We start from the raw sequence: 18,743 nt of genomic DNA on the forward strand, positions 1-18,743 counted from the left end.
AGCCAGGCACGCCACCAATGGCCGCCCGGGACTTGCAGCTTGCGGCCGGTTTCAGAGATCGCCGAAGAAGCGCTTGACGCCTTCGAACCAGCCATTGGCCTTGGGCGAATGCGAGCTGTTGCCCGCCAGGGACTGGCGGAACTCTTCGAGCAACTCGCGTTGACGGCGATCCAACTGCACGGGCGTCTCCACCGCCACCTTGCACATCAGGTCGCCGGCGCCACCACCCCGTACCGGTGCCACGCCCTTGCCACGCAGGCGAAACAGCTTGCCAGTCTGCGTACCTTCCGGAATTTTCAGCTTGACGCGACCGTCGAGGGTCGGCACCTCCAGCTCGCCCCCCAGGGCGGCATCGGCGAAACTGATCGGTACCTCGCAGTACAGGTGCTTGCCGTCACGCTGGAAGATCGCGTGTTCGCGCACGTTGACCACCACGTACAGGTCGCCAGCCGGGCCACCCATGGCCCCCGCCTCGCCCTCGCCTGATAAGCGAATGCGGTCGCCGGTATCGACGCCAGCCGGTACCTTGACCGACAGCGTCTTGTGCTCTTCGACACGGCCGTGACCGTGGCAGGAGCCACAAGGATCGGTGATCATCTTGCCACTGCCGTGGCAGCGCGGGCAGGTCTGCTGCACCGAGAAGAAGCCCTGCTGCATGCGCACCTGGCCGATACCACCGCAGGTAGTGCAGGTAACCGGACTGGTCCCCTTCTTGGCACCAGAGCCCTCGCAAACCTTGCAGTTGACCAGGGTCGGCACGCGAATGGTCACCGTGGTGCCACGCACAGCCTCTTCGAGATCCAGCTCAAGGGTGTAGCGCAAGTCACTGCCACGCTGAGCACCACCGCGCTGGCCGCCACGCTGGCCACCGAAGAAATCGCTGAATACATCGCCGAAGATGTCGGAGAAGTTGGCGCTGCCGCCGCCACCAAAGCCGCCACCGCCCCCCATCTGCGGATCGACGCCGGCATGACCATACTGATCGTAAGCGCTGCGCTTGCCCGCATCGGAGAGCACTTCGTAGGCCTCGTTGGCCTCCTTGAAGGCGTCTTCGGCAGCCTTGTCGCCAGGATTGCGATCGGGATGATGCTTCATCGCCAGGCGACGATAAGCCTTCTTCAGCTCCGCCTCGCTGGCACCGCGCTCGACCCCGAGCACTTCGTAGTAGTCACGTTTAGCCATGGATTTCTAACACTCTCAAAATTCGTACCGTCCAGACACGCCAACGCGGGAGCAAGCCCCCGCGCGGCGGATCGCCCTGGCGCGCAGCAGTGCGGCAGGGCGCAAACACAGGTAAGCCGGGGCTTACTTGCTGTCCTTGACTTCCTCGAACTCGGCGTCGACCACGTCGTCCGCAGAGCCCTTGGTTTCACCGGCATCCGCCGCCGCGCCGGCAGCGCCTGGCTGCGGCTGTTCGGCATACATTTTCTGCGCCAGCGGCGTGGTCGCCTCGGACAAGGCATTCATCTTCGCTTCGATGGTGGCCTTGTCGTCACCCTTGACGGCAACTTCCAACTCGCCGAGGGCAGTTTCGATGGCCGCTTTCTCGTCCGCAGTGGCCTTGTCGCCCGCTTCGGTGAGCATCTTGCGCGTGGCGTGAACCAGCTGATCACCCTGGTTACGGGCAGTGGCCAGTTCTTCGAACTTGCGGTCTTCCTCGGCATTGGCCTCGGCGTCACGCACCATGCGCTCGATTTCGTCATCGGACAGACCGGAGTTGGCCTTGATCACGATGGACTGGGTCTTGCCGGTCGCCTTGTCCTTCGCGCCGACGTGCAGGATACCGTTGGCATCGATATCGAAGGTCACTTCGATCTGCGGAACGCCACGTGGAGCCGGCGGAATCTCGGCCAGGTCGAACTTGCCCAGGGACTTGTTCTGACCGGCCTGCTTGCGCTCGCCCTGCAGCACGTGAATGGTCACCGCGCTCTGGTTGTCGTCGGCAGTGGAGAACACCTGCGACTTCTTGGTCGGGATGGTGGTGTTCTTCTCGATCAGCGCGGTCATCACGCCACCCATGGTTTCGATACCCAGGGTCAACGGGGAAACGTCCAGCAGCAGTACGTCCTTGACGTCACCCGCCAGTACCGCGCCCTGGATGGCAGCACCCATGGCAACCGCTTCGTCCGGATTGACGTCCTTGCGCGCTTCCTTGCCGAAGAACTCGGTAACCAGCTTCTGCACCAACGGCATGCGGGTCTGACCACCGACCAGGATCACGTCATTGATCGAACCCACGTCGATACCGGCGTCTTTCAGCGCGATGCGGCACGGCTCGATGGTGCGCTGCACCAGATCCTCTACCAGCGACTCCAGCTTGGCGCGGGAAATCTTCACATTGAGGTGCTTGGGACCGCTGGCATCTGCAGTGATGTACGGCAGGTTGACGTCGGTCTGCTGGCTCGAGGACAACTCGATCTTGGCCTTCTCGGCAGCTTCCTTGAGGCGCTGCATGGCCAGCGGATCGCCCTTGAGGTTCATGCCGGTTTCTTTCTTGAACTCGTCGACGAGGTAGTCGATCAGGCGGATGTCGAAGTCTTCACCACCGAGGAAGGTGTCACCGTTGGTGGCCAGTACTTCGAACTGGTGCTCGCCGTCGACTTCAGCGATCTCGATCACCGAGACGTCGAAAGTACCGCCGCCCAGGTCATAGACGATCACGGTGTGGTCACCCTTGGCCTTGTCCATGCCATAGGCCAGCGCCGCCGCGGTCGGCTCGTTGATGATGCGCTTGACGTCCAGACCGGCGATGCGACCCGCGTCCTTGGTGGCCTGGCGCTGGCTGTCGTTGAAGTAGGCCGGCACGGTGATGACCGCTTCGGTGACCGCTTCGCCGAGGTAGTCTTCAGCGGTCTTCTTCATCTTCTTGAGAATTTCAGCCGAGATCTGCGGCGGCGCCATCTTCTGGCCGTTGACTTCGACCCAGGCATCGCCGTTGTCCGCCTTGGCGATCTTGTACGGGACCATCTGGATGTCTTTCTGCACGACTTCTTCGTCGAAGCGGCGGCCGATCAGGCGCTTCACCGCGTACAGGGTGTTGTGCGGGTTGGTCACGGCCTGACGCTTGGCGGACTGGCCGACCAGGATCTCGCCATCGTTGGCGTAAGCGATGATCGACGGCGTGGTACGCGCGCCTTCGGCGTTTTCGATGACCTTGACGTTGCCGTTTTCAAGAATGGAGACACAGGAGTTGGTGGTCCCCAGGTCGATACCGATGATTTTGCCCATTTCACTCTCCCGAAACTTTGATATATCCGCAGCGTTGTCGTGACCGCTGCGGTAGCACTAATACGCTTGACTTAATAGATGGGGGCTCGCCCGCCGATTTCAAGCCTGCTCGTCGATGGACGGCGGCGTCTCGGCCGGTGCCTTGCTGACCACGACCATGGCCGGGCGCAGCAGGCGACCGTTGAGCATGTAGCCCTTCTGGAACACCTTGAGCACGCTGTTCGGCTCGACATGGGTGCTCTCCTGCAGGGCCATGGCCTGATGGTGCTCCGGATTGAATGGCGCACCATGCGGGTCGATGGCTTCCAGCTGGTGGCGCTTGAGGGTGTCGAGCAGCAACTTGAGCGTCAGCTCCATTCCCTCGCGCACCGCCTTGATCGACTCGTCGTCGGCACTGGACAGCTCGAGACCGCGCTCCAGGCTGTCGACCACCGGCAACAGGTCGTTGGCGAATTTCTCGAGAGCGAACTTGTGCGCCTTCTCGACATCCTGCTCAGCGCGGCGGCGCACGTTCTGCAGATCGGCAGCCATGCGCAGCGACTGATCCTGCGCAGCCGCCAGTTGCTCTTCAAGCGCCTGAACGCGAACAGCCAGGTCTTCACCCAGCGCGGCGTCATTCGCTTCAGCCTCGGAAGTCTGCGGATCCAGGTTCTGTTCGTCAGCCATGCATTTCTCCTCTGAATGATTCGACGAGCCTCAACTCGCGCGTCTGCCGCCTATATAAGGACGATTCATGGGGTTTCAAGGGGCGCACCGGCATCCAGCGCGACGGAAGGCGCAGGATTGCCACCCGCAGACAAAACACTGTATAAATAACCAGACAAACCCTGGGAGGCCTCGCCATGCTGGTGCACCTGTCCGTACACAATTACGCCATCGTCGAACATCTCGATCTTGAACTGGATCGCGGCATGAGCGTCATCAGCGGCGAAACCGGCGCTGGCAAATCGATCATGCTCGACGCCCTCGGCCTTACTCTGGGCGATCGCGCGGACAGCGGCGTAGTGCGACCCGGCGCCGACAAGGCCGACATCCTCGCCAGCTTCGACCTGGGCGACATTCCCGAAGCCCACAGCTGGCTCGCCGAGCGTGATCTGGACACTGACGGCCCCTGCATTCTGCGTCGCGTGATCACCGCCGAGGGCCGCTCGCGTGGCTATATCAACGGCACGCCCTGTCCACTTGGCGACCTCAAGGCGTTGGGCGAGCTGCTGATCGACATCCACAGCCAGCATGAGCATCAGTCGCTGCTCAAGACCGACACCCATCGCCGCCTGCTCGACGAATATGCCAACGCCCAAGAGCTGGCCCGCCAGGTGCATCTGGCCGCGCAACGCTGGAAGCAGACCCGCAGCGAACTGGAACGCCTCGCCTCCCTGGGCGATGAGCAGCGTGCGCGCCATCAACTGCTCAGCTACCAGCTGGAAGAACTGGAGAACCTCGGCCTCGGCGACAACGAGCTGGAGCAACTCGAACAGGACCACAAGGCCCTGACCAATGCCGAGGGCCTGCTCGCCGCCTGCCGCCAGGTCATCGAGCAATGCAGCGAGAGCGATGCCGGCAACGTGTTGTCCGCCCTGACCAGTAGCCTGAGCCGACTCGGTGGCGTGCAAGGCCAACCGGGGCCGCTCAACGAAGCCGCCAACCTGCTGGCCAGCGCACAGATCCAGGTCGAAGAGGCGGTGGGCGAACTGAACCGTTTTCTCGATCACTTCGAGGCCGACCCTCAGCGCCAGCAACAACTGGAAGAGCGCCTGGACACCATCTACACCCTGGCACGCAAGCACCGCATCCAGCCCGGCGAGCTGCCCGCCATGCAGCAGCAGTTGTTCGATGAGCTGGAAGGCCTGAATGCCGATGACCAGGCCAGCGAACGCCTCAGCGAAGAACTGGCCTCCTATGGCCGGCATTATCAGCAGAAGGCCGCCGAGCTGAGCGCCCGCCGGCAGAAAGCGGCAGGCAAGCTGAGCAAGGCGGTGGAAAAGGAAATGCAGACACTGGGCATGCCCGGCGGGCGCTTCAGCATTCAACTGCAGGAAAACACCAGCAGCGAGCCGACCGTCAGTGGCCTCGAGCAGGTGGAGTTCCTGGTCAGCGCCAACCCGGGCCAACCGATCAAGGCACTGGCCAAGGTGGCCTCCGGCGGCGAGCTGTCGCGCATCAGCCTGGCGATCCAGGTGATCACCGCGCAGACTTCACGGGTACCGACGCTGGTGTTCGACGAAGTGGACGTGGGCATCGGCGGACCTACCGCCGAAGTCGTCGGCCAATTGCTGCGCCGCCTGGGCAACCGCGGCCAGGTACTCACCGTCACCCACTTGCCCCAGGTCGCCGCCCAGGGCCACCAGCACCTGTTCGTACACAAGGTGCGCGGTAATAACGCGACCCGCACGGCTGTCAGCAAACTGAGTGATGCGCACCGCGTCGAGGAAATTGCCCGCATGCTCGGCGGCATCGACCTCACCGAGGAGTCGCTGGCCCACGCCCGCAAGCTGGTCAGCAACGCGCAGAGCTAGCATTCACAACAGGTTATTAAAGGCATGAAAAAGGCGACCCGGAGTCGCCTTTTTCATGCGGGCTGCTAGTTACTTTTTAACACCCGTGGTGCGTACATAGAGCACCAGGTTGTGATCGACCAGTTCAAAACCGTGCTCACGAACGATTTCCTTCTGGCGCTTTTCGATTTCGGCATCGAAAAACTCGATCACGTCACCGGTATCCACGCACACCATGTGATCGTGGTGACCGCCATCAGCCAATTCGAACACGGCATGGCCGCCGTCGAAGTTGTGGCGCACCACCAGGCCAGCCGCCTCGAACTGGGTCAGAACCCGGTAGACGGTAGCCAGACCGACGTCTTCACCGGCATCCATCAGAGACTTGTAAACATCCTCTGCGCTCATGTGGCGCTGCTCGGCAGAGTCGAGCATCTGCAGGATTTTGACCCGTGGCAGGGTCACTTTCAGGCCAGCTTTGCGGAGTTCGCTATTTTCAACCATGGTCTGCTTTCTCGCGGAAGCGCTTCGCAGCTTCCCTTATTGCGGGTATGATCGGGGTTTACGTTGCCCAGCCAAGATAGTGGAAGACGCCCACCGATGCAAAAAACCAAACTCCTGCTGACCAGCCTCACCTTCATGGGGCTCATCGCACTCGCCGGTTGCTCATTCCCCGGGGTTTATAAAATCGACATCCAACAGGGCAATGTCGTCACGCAGGACATGATAGACCAGTTGAGGCCGGGAATGACCCGACGCCAAGTACGGTTTATCATGGGCAACCCTCTGTTGACCGACACCTTCCATGCCAACCGCTGGGATTACCTGTACAGCATGCAGGCAGGCGGCAGCCAACGTCAGCAAGAGCGTGTAAGCGTCGTATTCAACGGCGACGATCAACTGGTCGGTCTTTCCGGCGACTTCATGCCGGGCGTCAGCCGTGATGATGCCATCCTCGGCCGCGACGGCGCGCCACAGACGGCACCGACCCAGCAACAGGATGAACCGGCAGCGCCTGGCTCGCTGCTCGAGCAGATCCAGCGCGATGTGGATAACGTCGAAAGCGTACCGGTACCGACGCCGGAGCCACTGGAAACTTCTCCCCAGTAAGTGCTCCCGCACAAAAAAGCCCCGGCCAGTGCCGGGGCTTTTTCGTCGTGTTCGAGCAGGTCGCAGCGCCTCGCCTGCCCCGCCCATTTTCCCGCTTCAATGCCTGTCGCTTTCTCCCGCCAGCTTTGCCCGCTCGGCAGCCTGGGCCGCTCGACGCTTGCGCACCTCCTTGGGATCTGCGAGCAGCGGCCGGTAGATTTCGACGCGATCGCCCTCTTCCAGCAGGCGGGTCTCGGGCGATGCCACCGTCCTGCCGAATATTCCCAGGGGGGCGCCGGCCAGATCGATACCGGGAACGTGCTCCTGCAATCCCGATTGCAGCGCGGCCTGGCGTACCGTGCTGCCGGCAGGCAGCCGCAGACTTAAAAGGAATTGCCTGTCGGGCGCAGCGAAGACCACCTCCACCGACACCCACTCACTGGCCATGAAGTTCCTTGGCGCGTTGACAGAATGCATCGACCATGGTGTTGGCTGCCTGATTGAACAAGGGGCCAAGGGTCGCGCGCATGATCGGCCCGGCGTAATCGAACGTCAGGTCGAGACTGATCTTGCAGGCTTTATCACCCAGTGCCTTGAATGCCCATTGCCCATGCAGATTCTCGAAAGGACCGCTTTCCAGATTCAATTCGATGGACTGACCCGGCACCAGCACGTTGCGGGTGGTAAATCGCTGACTCATCCCGGCCTTGGCCACCTCCAGACTGGCGCGCATGTGCGTGTCACTGGCCTCGAGCACCTCGCTGGACGCGCACCAAGGCAAAAACTCCGGGTAGCGCGCAACATCGTTGACCAGGTCATACAGGGCCTGCGCCGGATAAGGCAGCAAGGCCGAGCGTTGGATATGAGTGCTCATAACAATAGGGTTTCCACGGTTGGCGACTTCGCATGACCGCGATGTCGCAGGGCGATACGGCATACCAACGAGCATCGACCGCAAGACGAGAAGTGGACACATTGTCGAGGATTCACCGCAAGGGCTCAAGCGCACCACGGCCATCGCCCCGCTGATGCAGCCGCCCGACCACATCGGAACCTTTCGGATTGGGCCACCGCTTTCAAAGACCCCCTGCTTTTATCATGAGGATGAATGGCGCGCCGACGCCATACTCCATATAATGCGCGGCCTATGGCTAAACAAACGAAACACCCGCAAGGCAGCATCGCGCAGAACAAGAAGGCGATGCACGACTACTTCGTCGAGTCCCGCTTCGAGGCCGGCCTGGCGCTGGCCGGCTGGGAAGTGAAAAGTCTGCGTGCCGGCAAGGCGCAACTGGTCGACAGCTATGTGCTGCTCAAGGACGACGAAGCCTGGCTGATGGGTTGCCACATCACGCCACTGAAAACCGCCAGCACCCATGTCATCGCCGATCCAACGCGTACGCGCAAGCTGCTGCTGAACAAACGCGAACTGGAAAAGCTGTTCGGTTCCGTACAGCAGAAAGGCTACACCTGCGTGGCCCTGTCGCTGTACTGGAAGCAGCATCTGGTAAAGTGCGAAATCGCCCTGGCCAAGGGCAAGAAGGATTTCGACAAGCGCCACACCGAGAAAGAGCGCGACGCCGACCGCGAAGTGCAACGGGCCATGCGCAGCAAAGGCAAGGACGAGTAACGGCAGCTCCCGGCAGAGCTGTTGTATCGATCCACCTGCATTGCCTGCCGGGTGGGTCAGCCGCCCCCTCATCCGTCAACCAGCCGACTTATTACGCACCTCGACGCCCCATGGGACTGGCCGGATATCGCTCGGTGGGTTATCTGGCAACCTGTCGACTGGCGTTTCGCGCCATTACCCTACGCGTTTTGTGGAACCACAGCCCCGTAACACGGGTTGAGCGGAGCGCCGCCCCAGGACAATGCCCAGGCCTGGTTAGAGCCCCTGGCGCCGCTGCGCGCGCAATTCGCGGACCTCTTGCTGCAGCACGTCGGCCAGGACTTCCTGAACGTAGTCGATATGCTGGTTCGACAAGGCCCGCGCATCTTCCGCCCGCCCTTCGACGATCGCCTCGTAAAGCGCCCGGTGCTGCGCGTTGAGCATGCCGCGGGTTTCACCACGTATGGCATACATGCCGCCGATGTTGGTCACCACGTTACGCTTGAGGAGGTCGAACAGTCCGCGGATGGTGTGCAGCAGCACGGCATTGTGGCTAGCCTCGGCGATCGCCAGGTGGAAGCTGGCGTCGGCTACACCTTCCTCGGCACGCGTCACTTCGCCAGCGCGCGCATAGCAATCCTGCAGTCGCTGGAAGGCTTCGCCCAGGCGCTGGCGATCCACATCGGTGGCGCGCAGCGCGGCGTAATAGGCACAGGAGCCTTCCAGGGTATGGCGGAACTCCAGCAGGTCGCGCTGGGCGTCGGAATTGCTTTCCAGCAGATGCAGCAGCGGATCGCTGAACGTCGAACCGAGATTCTCGCAGACGTAGGTGCCACCACCCTGCCGACTGCTCAGCAGGCCCTTGGTGGCGAGCTTCTGGATGGCTTCACGCAGCGACGGCCGGGAAACACCGAACTGTTCGGCGAGCACGCGCTCGGCCGGAAGACGTTCACCGGCTTTCAGGGTGCCTTCGAGGATCATCGCTTCGAGGCGCGCAACGATGTCGTCGGACAGTCGCCTCTGCCGCACCGGGCCAAAATTCATGCTTTTCAATGCTCCACTGCACCGCGAAGACGGCGCCAGATCGGTCGTCCGCCAGAAACCCCGTGCAGCCTAACCAGAGCCCCGTGCTACCACAAGCGCAACGCCTGACTACGCACCTGCGACCAAAGTAGCAATGACACAAATTGACGCACCCGCAGAAAAGAAATTATCCTGACTCTGCTAATTTGTAAATTGGTCTTACCAATAATAACGATCTGGTCGCAGCGCCACCTGCCGTCCCCGACACCCCCACTGGCAGCTTGCGACCCGGCACTACCAACAACAATCAGCGAGCCTTCACCATGCAAACATGGCAACAGTTGTACACGCCGCTCGGCAGCCTTGGCCTGTCCGCACTGGCGGCCGTCGTTCCGATCATCTTCTTTTTCCTCGCCCTTGCCGTGTTCCGCCTGAAAGGCCACGTAGCGGGCAGCATCACCCTGGCGCTCTCGGTGATCATCGCCATCGCCGCATTCGGCATGCCGGTAGACAAGGCCCTGGCCGCCGCCGCTTACGGCTTCGCCTATGGCCTCTGGCCCATCGCCTGGATCATCGTCGCAGCCGTGTTCCTGTACAAACTGACGGTCAAGAGTGGCCAGTTCGAAGTCATCCGCAGCTCGGTATTGTCGATCACCAACGACCAGCGCCTGCAGGTGCTGCTGATCGGGTTTTCGTTCGGCGCATTCCTGGAGGGTGCTGCCGGTTTCGGCGCACCAGTGGCCATTACCGCTGCCCTGCTGGTCGGCCTTGGCTTCAACCCACTCTACGCCGCCGGCCTGTGCCTGATCGCCAACACCGCACCGGTGGCTTTCGGCGCACTGGGCATTCCCATCATCGTCGCCGGCCAGGTCACCGGCATCGACGCTTTCAAGATCGGCGCCATGACCGGCCGCCAGTTGCCGCTGCTGTCGATCATCGTGCCGTTCTGGCTGGTGGCGATGATGGACGGCTGGAAAGGCATCAAGGAAACCTGGCCGGCTGCCCTGGTCGCCGGCGTGAGCTTCGCCATCACCCAGTACTACACCTCCAACTACATCGGCCCGGAGTTGCCGGACATCACCTCGGCCCTGGTCAGCCTGGTATGCCTGACTCTGTTCCTCAAGGTCTGGCAGCCCAAGCGCGCCGCCGACAGCCAGATCACCGGCGTTTCCGGTGGCGCGGCCGTGGCCGGCGGGTTCGGCGGTGTACGCAGCACCACGCCGTCGCCCTATAGCCTGGGTGAGATCCTCAAGGCCTGGTCGCCGTTCCTGATTCTCACCGCCATGGTCACGGTGTGGACGCTGAAACCCTTCAAGGCCCTGTTCGCGCCAGGCGGCGCACTGGAAAACCTGGTGTTCATGTTGCCGATTCCGTACCTAGACCAACTGGTGGTCAAGGTCGCGCCGATCGTCGCCAGCCCGACGCCCATCGCGGCCGTGTTCAAACTCGACCCGATCTCGGCCACCGGCACAGCGATCTTCCTGTCGGCAGTTCTATCGATGCTGGTATTGAAGATCAATTTCAAAATTGGTCTTACCACGCTGAAGGAGACCTTCTACGAATTGCGCTGGCCGATCCTGTCCATCGGCATGGTGCTGGCGTTCGCCTTCGTCACCAACTATTCGGGCATGTCGACCACCATGGCGCTGGTACTCGCCGGCACCGGTGCGGCCTTCCCGTTCTTCTCTCCCTTCCTCGGCTGGCTCGGGGTTTTCCTGACCGGCTCGGACACCTCTTCCAACGCCCTGTTCGGCTCGCTGCAAGCCACCACCGCGCACCAGATCGGGGTCAGCGACACCCTGCTGGTGGCCGCCAATACCAGCGGTGGCGTGACCGGCAAGATGATCTCGCCGCAATCCATCGCCGTGGCTTGCGCCGCGACCGGGATGGTTGGCAAGGAGTCCGACCTGTTCCGCTTCACCCTCAAGCACAGCCTGATCTTCGCCACCTTCGTCGGCCTGATCACGCTGGTGCAGGCCTATTGGCTCACCGGCATGCTGGTGCATTGAGCCGTTGGCAGGGCGGCGCATGGAGCGCTGCCCTCTGAAATCCAGGCGAGAAGATAGATCCATCGAACACCGCCGCAACACATGCAAAGCCCTCGGCAAGGCCAGGGTTTTGTCGCTGACACCCGGTTGACGCGTCAGCCCAGACACGGAATCAAGCCATGATCATTTCTGCCTCCACCGATTACCGCGCCGCCGCGCGGCGCCGCCTGCCGCCATTCCTGTTCCACTACATCGACGGCGGTGCCTATGCCGAGTACACGCTCAAACGCAATGTCGAGGACCTCGCCAGCATCGCCCTGCGTCAGCGTGTACTGAAGAACATGTCCGAGCTGAGCCTCGAGACCACGCTGTTCGGCGAGACCTTGTCGATGCCAGTGGCACTGGCACCCGTCGGGCTTACCGGCATGTACGCCCGCCGTGGCGAAGTGCAGGCAGCCAAGGCCGCGGCCGACAAGGGCATTCCTTTCACGCTCTCTACCGTGTCGGTCTGTCCGATCGAGGAAGTGGCACCGGCGATCAGCCGCCCGATGTGGTTCCAGCTGTACGTATTGAAAGACCGCGGCTTCATGAAGAACGCCCTGGAACGCGCCAAGGCGGCCGGCGTCACCACCCTGGTGTTCACCGTCGACATGCCAACGCCGGGCGCCCGCTACCGCGACGCCCATTCAGGCATGAGCGGTCCCAACGCCGCCATGCGCCGCATGCTGCAAGCCTTCACTCACCCGGCCTGGGCCCTGGACGTCGGCCTGCTGGGCAAGCCCCATGACTTGGGCAATATTTCCACCTATCGTGGCCATCCCACCGGCCTGGCCGACTATATCGGCTGGCTGGGCGCCAACTTCGACCCGTCGATTTCCTGGAAGGATCTGGAATGGATCCGCGAGTTCTGGGACGGCCCGATGGTGATCAAGGGCATTCTAGATGCCGAAGATGCCCGCGACGCGGTACGTTTCGGCGCCGACGGCATCGTCGTCTCCAACCACGGCGGGCGCCAGCTCGACGGCGTACTGTCCAGTGCCCGCGCCTTGCCGGCCATCGCTGACGCGGTGAAGGGCGACCTGAAGATCCTCGCCGACTCGGGCATCCGCAGCGGCCTGGACGTGGTGCGCATGATCGCCCTGGGTGCCGATACCGTGATGCTCGGCCGGGCCTTCGTCTACGCACTGGCTGCCGCCGGCGGCGCCGGGGTAAGCAACCTGCTGAGCCTGATCGACAAGGAAATGCGCGTAGCCATGGTGCTGACCGGTGCCAGATCCATTGCGCAGATCAGTGCCGAGTCGCTGGTTAGGGAGCGCTGAGCCATGGCTTCGATCAGCCGCGACACCCTGCTGGCGACCCTGCGCGAAGCCGTGGGCAAAGACCATGTGCTCACCGACGAACAGAGCACCCGCCGCTTTCGCAAGGGCCACCGCACCGGCGCCGGCAACGTACTGGCCGTCGTACGCCCCGGCACATTGCTGGAGCAATGGCAGGTACTGCAAACAGCAGTCGCAGCCGACCGCATCGTCATCATGCAGGCGGCCAACACCGGCCTGACCGGCGGTTCGACTCCAGATGGCAATGATTACGACCGCGAAATCGTGTTGATCAGCACCCTGCGCATCACCGGCGTGCAACTGATCAACGATGGCGAGCAGGTGGTGTGCCTGCCCGGCGCCACACTGGATCGTCTGGAACAGGCGTTGGCACCGTTCGGCCGCGAGCCTCATTCTGTGATCGGTTCTTCGTGCATCGGCGCCTCGGTACTCGGCGGCGTGTGCAACAACTCAGGCGGCTCGCTGGTTCGCCGCGGCCCGGCCTACACCGAACTGGCGCTGTATGCGCAAGTGAAGGAAGACGGCACCCTGGAACTGGTCAACCACCTGGGCATCGACCTGGGCGACAGCCCCGAGGAAATCCTCAGCCGCCTGCAGCGCGGCGACTACAGCCCGCTTCAGATCAGTAACGAGGGCACTGGCAAGGCTTCGGACGGGCGCTACGGCGAACACGTGCGGGACGTGGATGCCGATACCCCGGCGCGCTTCAACGCCGATCCGTCGCGGCTGTTCGAGGCCTCCGGCTCGGCCGGCAAGCTGTGCCTGTTCGCCGTGCGCCTGGATACCTTCCCCAAGGAGCCGAGCACCGTCTTCTATATCGGCAGCAGCGACCCGCACGATCTCACCGAGGTGCGCCGCCACCTGCTCAGCCAGCTACCTAGCCTGCCGATTGCCGGTGAATACATTCACCGCACTGCCTTCGATATCGGCGAAAAGTACGGCAAGGATACCTTTTTGCTGATCGACAGGTTCGGCACCGCCAGGGTCCCTGCGGCCTTCGCACTGAAGAGCCGTGTCGATGGCTTCTTCGAGCGCTTCGGCCTACGAGGCATCAGTGACCGAGCGATTCAGCTGTTGATGAATCTGCTGCCCAGCCACCTGCCACTGCGCATGCGCCAATACCGCGACCGCTATGAGCATCACCTGCTCGTCCGGGTGGCCAACGACAGCCTGGAGCAGACCCGCGTCTTTCTGAGCGAATACTTCGGGCAACGCAGCAGCGGCGCCTTTTTCGAATGCGACGCCGACGAGGGCCGCAAGGCATTCCTGCACCGCTTCGCCATCGCCGGCGCGGCGATTCGCTACCGTGAGGCGCACCGCAGCAGCGTCGAAGACATCCTCGCCCTGGATATCGCCCTGCGTCGCAATGACCGTGACTGGGTCGAGACGCTGCCGGCGGCGATGCAAGAGCAGATCATCCACAAGCTCTACTACGGGCATTTCTTCTGCCACGTGTTCCATCAGGATTACATCGTCAAGAAGGGCGTCGATCCGATCGCCATGGAGCACGCCATGTGGACGCTACTCGATGAGCGCCGCGCCGAGTACCCGGCCGAACACAACGTTGGTCACCTGTATATCGCCAAGCCGGCGCTGGCGGATTTCTACCGCGAGCTGGATCCGACCAACGCCTTCAACCCGGGCATCGGCCAGACATCGAAGAAGAAGCACTGGGAGAAGTGCTGCGGCGGTCATTGAGACACGCAAAGAAGAAAGGGGAGACCTCTCGGCCTCCCCTTTCGTAGCTGTCCTGTGCTGGCAATTCTGTCGCCGCCTTCCTCGCCCGCCTGGTTGGGCAGTGCGGACCCGGGTGCCGTGACGACCCGGTGGGGTCGGCGGCGCCAGCTCTCCTGATTGGGCGAGCCGGGTGGACCTGTCGTCCGGGCCTTGAAACTGAGATAAAGCTTACGCCCGCCGGCGCGACCATAAATTGCAAACATTGCTCCGATAATTAGCACTTGCGCAATTTTACGCCAATCAATCAACATATAGCGCAAGCAAACCATAAATAAGCCTAAACATGAACAAACTCGACCGTTACGACCTGAACATTCTCGCCGAATTGCAACGCGACGCGACCCTGTCCAACCAGGATCTGGCCGAGCGCATCGGCCTGTCTCCTTCGCCCTGTTCGCGACGGGTCAAGCAACTGGAGGATGACGGCTATATCGTGCAGCAGGTCGCCCTGCTCGATCGCAAGAAACTTGGCCTGAGCCTGACCGCCTACGTGCTGATCGGCATGGATCGCCACACGCCCGAGCGCTTCGAGCATTTCCAGGAAGAGATTCGCAAGTGCCCCGAAGTGCTGGAGTGCTGCCTGGTCACCGGCATGGACGCCGACTACCAGCTCAAGGTGGTGGTGCCCGACATGGATCACTACCAGAAGCTGCTGCTCGGCACCCTGACCCGCATCGATGGCGTTTCCAGCGTGCGCTCGAGCTTCGTGCTGCAGCAGATCCTCTCCAGCACGCAGCTACCACTCCAGCACTTGCGCAGCTAAAGACCATACGACCAATAGGGAGCTACGCATCGGAGCATGCCAGCGTGTAGTATCCACACGCTTTTTGTGCCTTGCTGACAACTGCTTGTGCGAGTCCTGACGCGCACATGCCTGCCATTGGCCATGCAGTCGCCCGGCAACGGCCTGCCGCGCTGCCCCCCTGTTGCCATCGCCTCGCCCTATTGGAGAAACACATGAACGCCACCGATTGCGTCATGCAGAGTTACGGACGCTGCTGTGCCAGCCCGGCCTTCTTCGACGATTTCTATCGACATTTCCTCGACAGCTCGCCAGCGATTCGCGAGAAGTTCGCGCATACCGACATGCCTGCGCAAAAGCTGTTGCTGCGCCAGGGCATCCTCAACCTCGTCATGCATGCCCGCGGCATGCCGGACAGCAAACTGCGCGCCCTGGGCTGCACCCACGCACGTGCCGCCATGGATATCCGCCCAGAACTCTACGATCTGTGGGTGGACTCACTGCTGGCGACCATCGCCCGCCACGATCCTCACTACGCCCCGCAAACGCGCCATGCCTGGCTGGGTGTGTTGCGCCAAGGCATCGCGGTGATCAAGGCGCAGTATTGATCGTTTCGTTACCGTCGCGTCGTTGCTGCAGCCACTCGATCAGCCTGGCCAGCGGCATGGGTCGCGCAAACCAGAAGCCCTGGCCATGGCTACAGCCCAGCGCACGCAGACAGTCGAGCTGGCGTTGATTTTCCACCCCCTCGGCGATCACCTGCATGCCCAGGTCATCGGCGAGGCTGAGGACGGCACGAATGATCGCCTCGTCATGCCGACTGCACGGCAACCTGAGCACGAACGAGCGGTCGATTTTCAATTTGCTGAAGTGCAGGCTTCTCAAACGGCCCAGGGATGAATAACCCACACCGAAATCATCCATGGCCAGGCGAACCCCCGCTTCGCGCAGGTGGCGGGCATGGGCCTGGATGCACTGCGGGCTCTTCATCGCCTCATCCTCGGTGATCTCGAGTTCGAGGCGATCCGCCGTCAGCCCGGTCTGCGCCAGCGTGCCATGCACGAAATCGAAGAAGTCCGCTTCCCCGAACAACGAGGCACAGACATTCACCGCCACCCCTACATCCAGCAGCCCACATTCAGCCAGGTACCTGGCGTCCTCACAGGCCTTGCGAATGACCCAGCGACCGATCTCCGGCATCAGCTCATGCTCGATGGCCAGGCCAATGAATTGCCCGGGGGCGACCAGCCCTCGCGCGCCATCACGCCAGCGCAGCAACGCCTCCATGCCCGATACCTCCAGGCTGTGCAGAGCGAACTGCGGCTGGTAATGCAACTCCAGCTCGCGACGAGTGACAGCCTGACTCAACCTGGTGACCAACTGCCGAGTGTGCTCGGCCTGCTCGCTCGCGGCCCTCTCGTCCAGGTTGGCGACTTCCCTGGCGAGTGGCCGACCCTGCCGGCGTGTCCTGGGCTCGTCGTCGACGAGCTGGGTGGCGTATCGCGAATCGGGATGAGCGGCCAATCGCTCTCGCAGCCCCGGCAAACGGCTCTGCTCGCTGAGGCGACGGCACTCGCCGGGCTCATCACAGATGAACAGGCAGCGCCGCTGCTTGCCCGCCACCAGCACTCTGCTGCGCAGGCGCAATGGCAGGTGACTGCCGTCGCGGCGTATGCCCGCGCAGCACCATTCACGATCGCCCGAATCCTCGCCGGTTTCGCTCCAGGGAAGCCCAGGCACTTGGCTCAGCAAGCACTGGACCGGTTCACCGAGCATTTCCCCGCGCCCATAACCGAAGGCCTCACACGCGCCCTGGCTCAGGGCTCGAAGCCTGCCCTGGGCGTCGCTAAGCAGAATGCAGTCGGCCGTCAGCTCGAAGATGACCGCCAGCACGGCGTCTACATCGAAGCGCGAGCCTTCGACGTGCCCGCTGGCGGCCTTGTCCCGGCAATCATTTCCTGCGCTCACGCCACCTCCCTCCATTGCTTGGGCTCTGCGTTCCGCGAGGCGTACACCGGCCACGCCAGAACCGAGCCCCTCGGATATCCATGCAGTCACCGGGAGGCTGGGCGAGGCCTGGTACTCAACCCCGCTGGCATGTTCAAAAAGTCGTGACGCTTTGCCGCGCTCCCGGTCAGATGAACATCGAGCAGCCAGAACCATCATGACGACGATAAATGAACGACAGGCCGATCATGGCGCCCGGCACAGCGTATGCACCGCCCGATTCCAGTGGCACTGGAGGCCCATGACGCCGGTTGTCAATGACCATGAGAGGAGCACGACTTTGATCTCCCGTCATGGCACCATGAAAGCATGCAGCGTAACCAAAAGTCACGTAACCAAGTTAACTGAAGCCTCACGACTTGTTACGCCACGCCCACCCTATCCTCCGTAGTGTTTCGGGCATGGAAAAGACTCGCCAAAAATTCGCCGCTCGCCTGCGCACAGCGCTTGGCAACGCTGGCTATGCTCCGAAACCTGCAGTGCTGGAGCGTGAATTCAATTTGCGCTACTGGGGCAGGCCAGTGACCTTGCACGGAGTGCGCCGCTGGCTGAAGGGCGAAACCCTGCCCACGGAAGACAAGCTGCTGGTATTGGCCGAATGGCTGAACATCGACCCCCATACCCTGCGATTCGGCGAAGAGGTCTCCACGCGGATCGACAACCAGAAACAGCGACACGAGCTCCTGCTCAATCAGGAGCGAGAGATCATCAATGCCTTTCTGGAACTCTCGGAAACCCGCCGCAAGCTGATTCGGGATCTGATCACCACCTGCGTGCAGGCCGAGCGCGGCCAGGCCCACCTGCTCAACGAGCGACTTGCGCACACGGCCCAGGAAAGGCTGGAAGGCAGCAGCGACTGAGCGACGCTCAGTCGAGCAGCGCCTCGCACCATTCACCCGGCTGCAAGCCGTCCAGTGCCCAAGGACCGATACGCACGCGCACCAGGCGCAGGGTTGGCAGCCCTACGGCGGCGGTCATGCGCCGCACCTGACGGTTGCGCCCCTCACGGATCACCAGCTCCAGCCAGGCAGTCGGCACGCTTTTACGAAAGCGCACCGGAGGGTTGCGTGGCCATAGCGCAGGCTCATCGAGCAGACGCGCCTCAGCTGGCAGGGTCGGCCCGTCATTGAGCTGCACACCCTGTTGCAATTGCTGCAACTGTTCTGCACGGGGCTCCCCTTCGACCTGCACCCAATAGGTCTTGGCCAGCTTGTGGCGGGGGTCGGCGATCCGCGCCTGCAACTGGCCATCGTTGGTGAGCAGCAGCAACCCTTCGCTGTCGCGATCCAGTCGCCCTGCCGGATACACCCCTGGCACGGCGACGAAATCCTTGAGCGTGGCGCGGCCCTGGTCGTCATTGAACTGGGTGAGCACGTCGAACGGCTTGTTCAGCAGGATCAGGCGCGGCTCGGCGGGCGGCGCCTTGGGCACACGATAGGGGCGTGACGCCGGGCGGGACGGTCGGGACATGCAACGAAGCCATCGGCA

General features: G+C 62.4%; 17 protein-coding genes and 1 pseudogene. 9 read left to right on the forward strand and 9 right to left on the reverse strand.

Annotated features, from left to right (window positions below):
- Positions 1-51 precede the first annotated feature (51 nt).
- The 3 genes and pseudogenes from dnaJ to grpE all read right to left on the reverse strand — a co-directional run.
- Positions 52-1,182, reverse strand: coding sequence for a molecular chaperone DnaJ (gene dnaJ / locus BLR94_RS08805; RefSeq protein ID WP_084304380.1), 1,131 nt, complete (start codon positions 1,180-1,182; stop codon positions 52-54).
- 123 nt (positions 1,183-1,305) lie between these two features.
- The gene (dnaK, locus tag BLR94_RS08810) at positions 1,306-3,228 is read right to left on the reverse strand and encodes a molecular chaperone DnaK (protein ID WP_084304381.1); all 1,923 of its coding nucleotides are present in this window, start codon (positions 3,226-3,228) and stop codon (positions 1,306-1,308) included.
- A 99-nt stretch (positions 3,229-3,327) separates the two neighbouring features.
- Positions 3,328-3,897: pseudogene (grpE, locus tag BLR94_RS08815) on the reverse strand (nucleotide exchange factor GrpE); the annotation flags it as partial.
- Between the two features lie 173 nt (positions 3,898-4,070).
- Between grpE and recN the strand changes: the two are divergent.
- On the forward strand, positions 4,071-5,744 hold the full coding sequence (gene recN, locus BLR94_RS08820; protein WP_084304383.1) for a DNA repair protein RecN: 1,674 nt from the start codon (positions 4,071-4,073) through the stop codon (positions 5,742-5,744).
- A 69-nt stretch (positions 5,745-5,813) separates the two neighbouring features.
- On the opposite strand, the gene fur is transcribed toward recN, so the two are convergent.
- Complete coding sequence (fur, locus tag BLR94_RS08825) at positions 5,814-6,227, reverse strand: ferric iron uptake transcriptional regulator (protein ID WP_042554880.1); 414 nt, start codon at positions 6,225-6,227, stop codon at positions 5,814-5,816.
- 96 nt (positions 6,228-6,323) lie between these two features.
- Here fur and BLR94_RS08830 point away from each other — a divergent pair, with 96 nt between their 5' ends.
- Complete coding sequence (locus BLR94_RS08830) at positions 6,324-6,833, forward strand: outer membrane protein assembly factor BamE (RefSeq protein WP_084304384.1); 510 nt, start codon at positions 6,324-6,326, stop codon at positions 6,831-6,833.
- 96 nt (positions 6,834-6,929) lie between these two features.
- On the opposite strand, the gene BLR94_RS08835 is transcribed toward BLR94_RS08830, so the two are convergent.
- Together BLR94_RS08835 and BLR94_RS08840 are read right to left on the reverse strand one after the other, a co-directional pair.
- Positions 6,930-7,259, reverse strand: a complete 330-nt coding sequence (locus tag BLR94_RS08835) for an RnfH family protein (protein ID WP_084304385.1) — start codon at positions 7,257-7,259, stop codon at positions 6,930-6,932.
- Positions 7,249-7,686 carry a type II toxin-antitoxin system RatA family toxin gene (locus BLR94_RS08840; protein WP_084304386.1) on the reverse strand — a complete coding sequence of 146 codons (438 nt, stop codon included), beginning with the start codon at positions 7,684-7,686 and terminating at the stop codon, positions 7,249-7,251. Before BLR94_RS08840 ends, BLR94_RS08835 begins: the two co-directional genes overlap by 11 nt.
- A gap of 273 nt (positions 7,687-7,959) precedes the next feature.
- On the opposite strand from BLR94_RS08840, the gene smpB reads away from it, so the two are divergent.
- Positions 7,960-8,442, forward strand: a complete 483-nt coding sequence (gene smpB / locus BLR94_RS08845) for an SsrA-binding protein SmpB (protein WP_042554876.1) — start codon at positions 7,960-7,962, stop codon at positions 8,440-8,442.
- Between the two features lie 255 nt (positions 8,443-8,697).
- Here the strand turns inward: smpB and BLR94_RS08850 are convergent, their stop codons facing one another.
- Positions 8,698-9,465, reverse strand: coding sequence for a GntR family transcriptional regulator (locus BLR94_RS08850; RefSeq protein ID WP_084304387.1), 768 nt, complete (start codon positions 9,463-9,465; stop codon positions 8,698-8,700).
- Positions 9,466-9,767: 302 nt separating this feature from the next.
- Here BLR94_RS08850 and BLR94_RS08855 point away from each other — a divergent pair, with 302 nt between their 5' ends.
- The 5 genes from BLR94_RS08855 (at position 9,768) to BLR94_RS08875 (ending at position 15,856) form a co-directional block, all read left to right on the forward strand.
- Positions 9,768-11,453 (forward strand): lactate permease LctP family transporter, encoded by a 1,686-nt coding sequence (locus BLR94_RS08855; protein WP_084304388.1) that lies wholly within the window; start codon positions 9,768-9,770, stop codon positions 11,451-11,453.
- Positions 11,454-11,611: 158 nt separating this feature from the next.
- Positions 11,612-12,751, forward strand: a complete 1,140-nt coding sequence (lldD, locus tag BLR94_RS08860) for an FMN-dependent L-lactate dehydrogenase LldD (RefSeq protein WP_084304389.1) — start codon at positions 11,612-11,614, stop codon at positions 12,749-12,751.
- 3 nt (positions 12,752-12,754) lie between these two features.
- Entirely contained in the window at positions 12,755-14,467 is a 1,713-nt protein-coding gene (dld, locus tag BLR94_RS08865; protein ID WP_084304390.1) for a D-lactate dehydrogenase, read from the forward strand.
- Positions 14,468-14,789: 322 nt separating this feature from the next.
- Complete coding sequence (locus BLR94_RS08870) at positions 14,790-15,269, forward strand: Lrp/AsnC family transcriptional regulator (protein ID WP_042554872.1); 480 nt, start codon at positions 14,790-14,792, stop codon at positions 15,267-15,269.
- A 194-nt stretch (positions 15,270-15,463) separates the two neighbouring features.
- Positions 15,464-15,856 (forward strand): globin, encoded by a 393-nt coding sequence (locus BLR94_RS08875; protein WP_084304391.1) that lies wholly within the window; start codon positions 15,464-15,466, stop codon positions 15,854-15,856.
- Here the strand turns inward: BLR94_RS08875 and BLR94_RS08880 are convergent.
- Positions 15,840-17,216 (reverse strand): sensor domain-containing protein, encoded by a 1,377-nt coding sequence (locus tag BLR94_RS08880; protein ID WP_167359726.1) that lies wholly within the window; start codon positions 17,214-17,216, stop codon positions 15,840-15,842. The two genes, BLR94_RS08875 and BLR94_RS08880, sit on opposite strands and share 17 nt — an antisense overlap.
- Positions 17,217-17,656: 440 nt before the next feature.
- Here BLR94_RS08880 and BLR94_RS08885 point away from each other — a divergent pair, with 440 nt between their 5' ends.
- Positions 17,657-18,115 carry a hypothetical protein gene (locus BLR94_RS08885; RefSeq protein WP_084304393.1) on the forward strand — a complete coding sequence of 153 codons (459 nt, stop codon included), beginning with the start codon at positions 17,657-17,659 and terminating at the stop codon, positions 18,113-18,115.
- Positions 18,116-18,122: 7 nt separating this feature from the next.
- Here the strand turns inward: BLR94_RS08885 and BLR94_RS08890 are convergent, their stop codons facing one another.
- Positions 18,123-18,725, reverse strand: a complete 603-nt coding sequence (locus BLR94_RS08890) for a pseudouridine synthase (protein ID WP_084304394.1) — start codon at positions 18,723-18,725, stop codon at positions 18,123-18,125.
- Positions 18,726-18,743 lie beyond the last annotated feature (18 nt).

This window comes from Phytopseudomonas flavescens, assembly GCF_900100535.1.
GTDB lineage: Bacteria > Pseudomonadota > Gammaproteobacteria > Pseudomonadales > Pseudomonadaceae > Aquipseudomonas > Aquipseudomonas flavescens.

Bases quoted from the DNA above. Each gene is read 5' to 3' on its own strand.
- dnaJ (WP_084304380.1), bottom strand. From the start codon at position 1,182: ATGGCTAAACGTGACTACTACGAAGTGCTCGGGGTCGAGCGCGGTGCC.
- dnaK (WP_084304381.1), bottom strand. From the start codon at position 3,228: ATGGGCAAAATCATCGGTATCGACCTGGGGACCACCAACTCCTGTGTC.
- recN (WP_084304383.1), top strand. From the start codon at position 4,071: ATGCTGGTGCACCTGTCCGTACACAATTACGCCATCGTCGAACATCTC.
- fur (WP_042554880.1), bottom strand. From the start codon at position 6,227: ATGGTTGAAAATAGCGAACTCCGCAAAGCTGGCCTGAAAGTGACCCTG.
- BLR94_RS08830 (WP_084304384.1), top strand. From the start codon at position 6,324: ATGCAAAAAACCAAACTCCTGCTGACCAGCCTCACCTTCATGGGGCTC.
- BLR94_RS08835 (WP_084304385.1), bottom strand. From the start codon at position 7,259: ATGGCCAGTGAGTGGGTGTCGGTGGAGGTGGTCTTCGCTGCGCCCGAC.
- BLR94_RS08840 (WP_084304386.1), bottom strand. From the start codon at position 7,686: ATGAGCACTCATATCCAACGCTCGGCCTTGCTGCCTTATCCGGCGCAG.
- smpB (WP_042554876.1), top strand. From the start codon at position 7,960: ATGGCTAAACAAACGAAACACCCGCAAGGCAGCATCGCGCAGAACAAG.
- BLR94_RS08850 (WP_084304387.1), bottom strand. From the start codon at position 9,465: ATGAATTTTGGCCCGGTGCGGCAGAGGCGACTGTCCGACGACATCGTT.
- BLR94_RS08855 (WP_084304388.1), top strand. From the start codon at position 9,768: ATGCAAACATGGCAACAGTTGTACACGCCGCTCGGCAGCCTTGGCCTG.
- lldD (WP_084304389.1), top strand. From the start codon at position 11,612: ATGATCATTTCTGCCTCCACCGATTACCGCGCCGCCGCGCGGCGCCGC.
- dld (WP_084304390.1), top strand. From the start codon at position 12,755: ATGGCTTCGATCAGCCGCGACACCCTGCTGGCGACCCTGCGCGAAGCC.
- BLR94_RS08870 (WP_042554872.1), top strand. From the start codon at position 14,790: ATGAACAAACTCGACCGTTACGACCTGAACATTCTCGCCGAATTGCAA.
- BLR94_RS08875 (WP_084304391.1), top strand. From the start codon at position 15,464: ATGAACGCCACCGATTGCGTCATGCAGAGTTACGGACGCTGCTGTGCC.
- BLR94_RS08885 (WP_084304393.1), top strand. From the start codon at position 17,657: ATGGAAAAGACTCGCCAAAAATTCGCCGCTCGCCTGCGCACAGCGCTT.
- BLR94_RS08890 (WP_084304394.1), bottom strand. From the start codon at position 18,725: ATGTCCCGACCGTCCCGCCCGGCGTCACGCCCCTATCGTGTGCCCAAG.